Annotated in this window: 5 protein-coding genes; 3 read left to right on the forward strand and 2 right to left on the reverse strand. The window is 70.0% G+C overall.

The window, feature by feature from the left end; genetic code table 11:
- The first annotated feature begins 383 nt into the window (after positions 1 to 383).
- From ACI379_RS14355 to ACI379_RS14365, 3 genes are all read left to right on the forward strand, one after another.
- Positions 384 to 1,694 (forward strand): citrate synthase, encoded by a 1,311-nt coding sequence (locus ACI379_RS14355; protein ID WP_439792777.1) that lies wholly within the window; start codon positions 384 to 386, stop codon positions 1,692 to 1,694.
- Positions 1,695 to 1,782: 88 nt separating this feature from the next.
- Positions 1,783 to 2,382: a hypothetical protein gene (locus ACI379_RS14360; RefSeq protein ID WP_439792778.1), complete on the forward strand. Its 600-nt coding sequence runs from the start codon at positions 1,783 to 1,785 to the stop codon at positions 2,380 to 2,382.
- 90 nt (positions 2,383 to 2,472) lie between these two features.
- Complete coding sequence (locus tag ACI379_RS14365) at positions 2,473 to 3,951, forward strand: S1C family serine protease (RefSeq protein ID WP_439792779.1); 1,479 nt, start codon at positions 2,473 to 2,475, stop codon at positions 3,949 to 3,951.
- Between the two features lie 85 nt (positions 3,952 to 4,036).
- Here the strand turns inward: ACI379_RS14365 and ACI379_RS14370 are convergent, their stop codons facing one another.
- Positions 4,037 to 5,674 carry an ABC transporter substrate-binding protein gene (locus ACI379_RS14370; RefSeq protein WP_439792780.1) on the reverse strand — a complete coding sequence of 546 codons (1,638 nt, stop codon included), beginning with the start codon at positions 5,672 to 5,674 and terminating at the stop codon, positions 4,037 to 4,039.
- A 130-nt stretch (positions 5,675 to 5,804) separates the two neighbouring features.
- Positions 5,805 to 6,876: ATP-binding cassette domain-containing protein (locus ACI379_RS14375; RefSeq protein ID WP_439792781.1), on the reverse strand; the 1,072-nt coding region annotated here is incomplete at its 5' end.

The raw sequence follows: 6,876 nt of genomic DNA on the forward strand, positions 1-6,876 counted from the left end.
CTGACGAACACGGCCCGGCTTACCCGCACCACCGGCGGACCGGCGGGACGAGACGTCCGGATCTGCACCCCCCGTCGGCCAAGTGAACGGCACGGCGAAGAGCGCGGCAGGAGTCGCGACTTGCAAGAGTACGCGGCAGGAAGTACGTGGGTCAAAAGCACGGACGTACGTCCCGCGGCCTGACCTCGGCCTCGCCAGCGCCTTCGGCGGGGGGTCTAGGGTGGAGCGTGCGGCCACCGCCCCGGGCCGGCCACCGGCCATCCTCCCCGGGGACGGGTCCGCGAGCAGGATTTTTCGGAACCCCGCCTGTGACGTCCCAGTGGGGCGCCGATAAATTGGTGACGACAAACACACATGCGCAGCACTGCGAACAAGGAGCCGACGTGACAGACGTAGCGGCCAAGCCGACCGACTCCCTCACGGTCCGGGACAACCGGACCGGCAAGGAGTACGACATCGCGATCAGCGACAACACGATCGCCGCGAAGGACCTGGGGCAGATCCGCCTCACCGACGACGAGCCGGGTCTGGCCACCTACGACCCCGGCTTCGTGAACACCGCGTCCTGCCGTTCTGCCGTCACCTTCATCGACGGCGACAAGGGCATCCTCGAGTACCGCGGGTACCCGATCGAGCAGCTGGCGGAGAAGTCGACCTTCCTGGAGGTCGCCTACCTGCTGATCAACGGTGAGCTGCCCACCAAGGAGCAGTACGAGACCTGGGTGCACGAGATCACCTACCACACGTTCGTGCACGAGAACGTGAAGGAGTTCGTCCAGGGCTTCCGGTACGACGCGCACCCGATGGGCATGCTGATGGCCTCCGTCGGCGCGCTGTCCACCTTCTACCCGGACGCGGTGAACATCTCCGACGCCGAGAACCGGCACATGCAGATGGTCCGGATGATCGCCAAGATGCCCACCCTGGGCGCCTGGGCCTTCCGCCACGCGCAGGGCAAGCCGTTCGTCTACCCCGACAACGAGCTCAGCTACACCGAGAACTTCCTCTCGATGCTCTTCCGCATGAGCGAGCAGAGCTACGCGGCCGACCCGCGCATCGCCAAGGCCCTCGACGTGCTGCTGATCCTGCACGCCGACCACGAGCAGAACTGCTCGACCAACGCGGTCCGCTCCGTCGGTTCCTCGCAGGTCGACCCCTACTCGGCCGTCGCGGCCGGTGTCGCGGCGCTGTACGGCCCGCTGCACGGTGGCGCCAACGAGGCCGTGCTGCGCATGCTGCGCCGCATCGGGTCGAAGGAGAACATCCCGGCGTTCATCGAGGGCGTCAAGAACGGTGAGGAGAAGCTCATGGGCTTCGGTCACCGCGTCTACAAGAACTACGACCCGCGCGCCAAGCTCATCAAGAAGGCCTGCGACGACGTCTTCGAGGTCACCGGGGTCAACCCGCTCCTGGAGATCGCCCAGGAGCTGGAGAAGATCGCGCTGGAGGACGAGTACTTCGTCAAGCGGCGCCTCTACCCCAACGTGGACTTCTACTCGGGCCTGATCTACGAGGCCCTGCAGTTCCCGCCGGAGATGTTCACCGTGCTCTTCGCGATCGGTCGTACGCCGGGCTGGCTGGCCCAGTGGAACGAGCTGATCACGGACAAGGAGCAGAAGATCGCTCGCCCGAAGCAGATCTACACCGGCGACCGCCAGCTCACCTTCGTTCCCGCCGAGGAGCGCTGGGCCTGATCCGACGCGTCACCGTCGCGGACGCCCCGACCGAGATTCTCGGTCGGGGCGTCTTTGCACGTGCCACCGTCCGGGTGAGGATGTCCGGGTGACCCAGACCGTCCCGGACCCCAGCCAGATCCCCGCCGTCAGCGCCCACCCCACGAGCCACCTGGCGTCGCGCGAGGCGTACCTGCGCGAGGCCCCGGCCGAGGTCGGCACCCTCACCCTGGTCGTACGACGGCCCGAGCGGCTCGCGCGCGAGGTGCTCACGGAGGGTCTCCTCGACCCCGAGCTGGGGCTCGTCGGCGACAACTGGCTGAGCCGGGCCACCTCGCACGCAGTGGAGCAGGGGCGCCACCTGGAGGCCCAGATCAACGTGATGAGCTCGCGCATGGTCGGGCTGCTCGCCGACGACGACGCCGGGCGCGCGGAGGCCGGCGACCAGCTCTACGTCGACCTCGACATCTCCCGGGCCAACCTGCCCACCGGCACCCGACTGGCCCTGGGCGACGACGGCGCGGTGATCGAGGTGACCGCCAAGCCGCACAACGGCTGCGCCAAGTTCGTGCAGCGGTTCGGCCGCGAGGCGATGGAGTTCGTCAACTCCGAGCTGGGCAAGGAACTGCGCCTGCGCGGCCTCAACGCGCGCGTCGTGGCCGGAGGGACGGTACGCCCCGGCGACGTGGTGCGGCGCCTGCCTGCCTGACCGCCGCGGCGGTTCCAGCGGGGCCGAACTCTTCCGTCACCCAAAGCAGGCTCTCAGAAACCACACAGGGACCCGACGCATCGTGGGGGCATGAACACTCCCGAGGACCCCACGGGCCGCCCCGACTCCCCCAGCGGCCGCCCTGACGACGCGATGGACCAGACTGCTCCGATCCGCCCGAGCGGCGCTCCCGAGCCGACGGCCGTGTTCCCCTCCCAGCCAGCCGACGGGGCCGCCGGCGCGGGCGCCCCCGGCCCACAGCCCGCGGGCCCCGTCGGCTTCCCCGCCTCCACGCCGCACGACACTCACCCCGGTGCCCAGCCACACCAGCCAGCCCAGCCCCACCAGGCAGCCCAGGCGTACCCCGGCGGCACGCCCTTCGAGGTGCGCCGCCCCAAGGAGCGTCGCGGCACCACGCTCGTCGCGGCCGTCCTCACCTCGCTCATCGTCGGTGGCGCCGCCGGTGTGGGCGGCGCGGCCCTGTGGGACGAGGCGTCCGGCGGCGCCGAGGCCAAGGGGACCAGTATCGCGGCCAACGTGGTCGACCAGGGCGACACCAAGGCCGTCGAGGGCTCCGTGGAGGCGGTGGCCTCGGCGGTCCTGCCGAGCGTCGTACGCATCGACGTGAGCTCGCAGTCGGGCTCCGGGTCCGGTTCAGGCATCGTCCTGACCGAGGACGGCCAGATCCTCACCAACAACCACGTCGTCGAGGGGGCCGGGGAGGGCGGAGAGCTGCGCGTCTCCTTCGCCGACGGCACCTCCGCGCAGGCCGAGGTCCTGGGCACCGACCCGCTGACCGACACCGCGGTGATCCAGGCCAAGGACGTCACGGGGCTCACGCCGGCCACCATCGGCAAGTCGGCCAACCTCGACGTCGGCCAGTCCGTGGTCGCGATCGGTTCCCCGTTCGGTCTGGACTCCACGGTCACCAGCGGGATCGTCAGCGCGCTGAACCGACCGGTGAACGTCGGGCAGGCCTCCAGCGGCAACGCCACCACCTACCCGGCGATCCAGACCGACGCGGCGATCAACCCCGGCAACTCCGGCGGCCCGCTGGTCGACATGACCGGCGCCGTCGTCGGCATCAACTCCTCGATCCGTACGGCGTCCAGCTCGTCGGCGTACGGGCAGCAGTCGGAGTCCGGCTCGATCGGCCTGGGCTTCGCGATCCCGATCGACGAGGTGCTGCCCGTGATCGAGCAGATGGCTGCGGGCGAGACGCCCACCCACGCACGCCTGGGCATCTCGGTGACCGACAGCACCGAGGGGGCCACCGGCGCCCTGGTCCGCGAGGTCGGCGAGGACACCACGGCCGGCAAGGCCGGCCTGCGCGCGGACGACGTGATCACCCGCGTCGGCGAGCACCAGATCAGCGGTGCCGACTCGCTGGTCGCCACCGTGCGCGGGTTCCGTCCCGGCGACACGGTCACGGTGACCTGGGTGCGCAACGGCCGCGAGATGAGCGCCGACCTGGTCCTCGACTCCGACGAGGGCCAGGCGTCCACGAGCACCACCCCCACCCAGCCCGGGCAGGACGAGGAGATGCCCCGCTCCCCGTTCGGCAACTGAGCGTCAACGCGGAAGGGCGCGGGCCGGCTGGTGCCGACCCGCGCCCTTCGCGGTGCTCACCGGCGGGTGCCGGTGAGGCTCAGTCTCACTTGGCGATCCAGGCCTCGTCGAAGAACTGGATGCCCTGCGTGGTCGGGATGACGCCGTTGGTGTTGTCGTCGAGGACGACGAAGACGGCGTTCGGGCCGACGATGATCGAGGGGACCTCCTCCTGGAAGATGGTCTCGATCTTCTTCATGACCTCGGCACCGGCCTCGGGGTCGTCGCCGACGGCCTGCAGCTCACCGAGGAGCTTGTCGACCTCCTCGTTCGCGTAGCCACCACCGTTGGTCGGCGACTGCGAGTAGAGCCACTCGTACAGCGCACCGAACGGGTCCTCGTCGGGCACGTTGGAGGCGCCCTGGGTCAGGTCGAAGTCGTGGTCGACGTACGCGCGCTGCACCAGGTCGGTGATGCTCTCGGCGACGTCCAGGGTGACGTCGAAGCCGACGGCCTCGAGCTGGGCCTCGACCTGCACACCGGCGGCCTGCGCGGCCGGGTCGGAGGCGACAAGGTAGCCGATCTTGCCGTCGTACCCGTCGGCCTTGGCCTCGTCGAGGAGCGCCTTGGCGGCCTCGACGTCCACGTCCGGGGTCTCGACACCGGTCGACCACGGCGAGGAGTCGGCGAACAGGGACTTGGACGCGATGCCCGCACCCTCCTTCGCGCGGTCGACGTAGCTCTGGTTGTCGAAGGCCATGGCCAGCGCCTGGCGGACGCGGATGTCCTCGCCGGGACGTCCCTCGCGGCCGTTGATGTTGATCATGACGCCGGAGCCGTAGACGTAGACGTAGCCCTCGTGGCCGTCCTCACGCGCCTTCTCCACCACGTTGTCGGTGCGGATCCAGGCGCCGTTGACGTCGCCGTTCTCCAGCGACTCCACCTTGGCGGAGTCGGCACCCAGGGTGACGAAGCGGAGCTTCTCCAGGTTCGGGGCACCGCCGTAGTAGTCGGGGCGGGCCTTCAGCAGGGTCTCGCTCTGCGGGGTGTACTTCTCCAGCTCGAACGCACCGGCACCGATCGGCTTGAAGTTGGCGGGGTCCTTGTACGCGGCCGGGGCCATGATCATGCCGGGGCCACCGGAGAGCATCGCCGGGAAGGTCGCCCACGGGCGGGCCACGGTGAACTCGACGGTCAGGTCGTCGATCGGCTTCATCTTCGCGCCGTTGGTGAGCATGGTGATGCTGCCGTAGCCGTAGTTGGCCATGTAGTAGCCCAGCGAGCCCACGACGGCCTTGGCGTCGACCGGGGTGCCGTCGGAGAACGTGACGCCCTCACGCAGCTTCAGGGTCCACACCGTCTGGTCGTCGTTGCTCTCCAGCGACTCGGCCAGCTGGGGAACCCAGGCGTCGGCGTCGCGGTCGTAGCGCATCAGGGTGTCGTACAGCGCCGCCAGGACGTTGCCGCCCGTCGCGCCGGTCGCGTACGTCTTGGTGGTGTCGAAGCTGCGGGCCTCGCCGTACTCGGCGAAGCTCAGGGTGCCACCGGCGACGGGGTCGGCGTCGCTCTGCTCGCCCACCCAGCCCTGGGTGAAGATGTCGGACTTGGTGAGCTCCTTGGACGACGGCTCGTCGTTGTTGCCACCGTCGCCGCCACAGGCGGTGAGGACCAGGGCACCGGCCAGGGCCATCGAGGTGAGCGCGAGCGCCGGACGGCGGTTACGAATCTGAGTGAGGAATTGCACGGGGTTCTCCATTCGGGATCACGGCGACAGTGACTCCCGTCACGATCGGCACGAGGAAAGAGTGAGGCTTGTGGTCCCGACCACACCGATCGTGTCCCGGTAGGCGGAATGTCCCCTTCCGGTGCCTGCCTCAGCGGGTGCGGCGCACGCGCCCCTCGTCCCAGACGGGCCCGTCGGACTCGTAGACCTCACCGTCGGCGCCGTAGACCAGGAACCGGTCGAACCCCCGGGCGAACCACCGGTCGTGGGTGACGGCGAGGACCGTTCCCTCGAACGCGTCGAGCCCCGCCTCCAGCGCCTCGGCCGAGTCGACGTCGAGGTTGTCGGTGGGCTCGTCGAGCAGCTGCAGGGTGGCACCCGACAGCTCCAGGAGGAGGATCTGGAAGCGTGCCTGCTGGCCCCCGCTGAGGGACTCGAAGACCTGCTCGGCGGCGTGGGCGAGCTCGTAGCGGTCGAGCACCCGGCTCGCCTGCTCGCGCCCCATCCCGCTGCGGTGGTCGTCACCGCGGTGGAGGATCTCCACCAGCGTGCGGCCGACCAGCTCGGGGTGCTCGTGGGTCTGGACGAACCAGCCGGGTCGCACCCGGGCCCCCAACCGCACGTGGCCGCTGTGCGGGACGGGCGCGATCGCCACCTCCCCCACCGGCTGGTGCTCCACGTCGGGACGGCTGCCGCCGGCCGCGAGCAGGCGCAGGAAGTGGGACTTGCCCGAGCCGTTGGAGCCGAGCACCGCCACCCGCTCGCCGAACCAGACCTCGAGGTCGAAAGGCTTCATCAGGCCGGTCAGCTCGAGGTCCTCGGCGACGACGGCGCGCTTGCCCGTACGGCCGCCGGCCAGCCGCATCGACACCTGCTGCTCACGGGGCTGCTCGGTCGGCGGGCCGGCCTCCTCGAACTTGCGCAGCCGGGTCTGCGCGGCCTGGTAGCGGCTGGCCAGACCGTCGTTGTAGGCGGCCTTCTGCTTGTACATCATCACCAGCGCCTTGAGCTTGGCGTGCTCCTCGTCCCAGCGCCTGCGCAGCTCCTCGAAGCGTGCGAAGCGGTCCTGGCGGGCCTGGTGGTACGACGCGAAGCCGCCCGGGTGGGTCCACACGCGGTTGCCGGCCGAGCCGAGCTCGACGGTGACGATCCGGGTGGCGGTGTTGGCGAGCAGCTCACGGTCGTGGCTGATGAACAGGATGGTCTTGGGCGAGGCGGCGATC

Origin of the sequence: Nocardioides sp. (genome assembly GCF_051876515.1) — a bacterium.
In the GTDB taxonomy this organism is placed as follows: domain Bacteria; phylum Actinomycetota; class Actinomycetes; order Propionibacteriales; family Nocardioidaceae; genus Nocardioides.

Coding starts and splice junctions, on each gene's coding strand:
- ACI379_RS14365 (WP_439792779.1), top strand. CDS start 2,473: ATGAACACTCCCGAGGACCCCACGGGCCGCCCCGACTCCCCCAGCGGC.